This window comes from Frankia tisae (genome assembly GCF_025403405.1).
Classification (GTDB): Bacteria; Actinomycetota; Actinomycetes; order Frankiales; family Frankiaceae; genus Frankia; species Frankia tisai.
Window position 1 is genome coordinate 1 of record NZ_JANEZT010000778.1, and the last position, 619, is coordinate 619.

A 619-nucleotide genomic window follows, 5' to 3' on the forward strand; every position below is an offset into this window, starting at 1 on the left:
CCCGGTGGTCGCGCCCCGACAGCAACCGCCGCCCCGCTCCCCTTCGCCACCGGCCCTTCAGACACAGCAGCCGGGCCACCCGGCACAGCCACCGGGCCCCCGGGCACAGCGGCCAGGCCCCCCGGCACGGCCGCACGACGCACAGGCACGGCCGCACGGTGTACAGGCACGGCCGCACGGTGTACAGGCACGGCCGCACGACGCCGCGCGGCAGCAGCCGGAGGATCCGCGATGGCCGGAGGACCCCCGGTGGGCGGCTGCGGCAGCCCCGGCCGATCCGCGGTCGACCATGCCGATGCCCCTGGCCGGCGCCGCCCACGGCGAGCGCTTTGACGAGTACCGCCCCTCGACCGCATACCCGGCCCTGCCGCCATCCGGCAGCGCGGCGACCGGCGAGACCGCTCTCGGTGGCCCACTCACCGGGCCGTCGCCGACTCCTGCCCCGAACAGGCACGTCCCTTCCTGGCTGCGCGAACCCACCGTGTCACCGGCCCGCCGCGACTCGGCTCCGGCGGACCCTCCGGCCGCGGCGGGGTGGAGCGGCCGGGGTCTCGCCCCCGACTTCCGGCGCCGCGCCCCGGCACCCGATGCCCCGTACCCGGACGACACGCGCCAGCAC

1 pseudogene is annotated in these 619 nt (G+C 78.5%); it reads left to right on the forward strand.

The window, feature by feature from the left end:
- Nucleotides 1–289 precede the first annotated feature (289 nt).
- Nucleotides 290–619: pseudogene (locus NBZ85_RS31640) on the forward strand (AAA family ATPase); the annotation flags it as partial.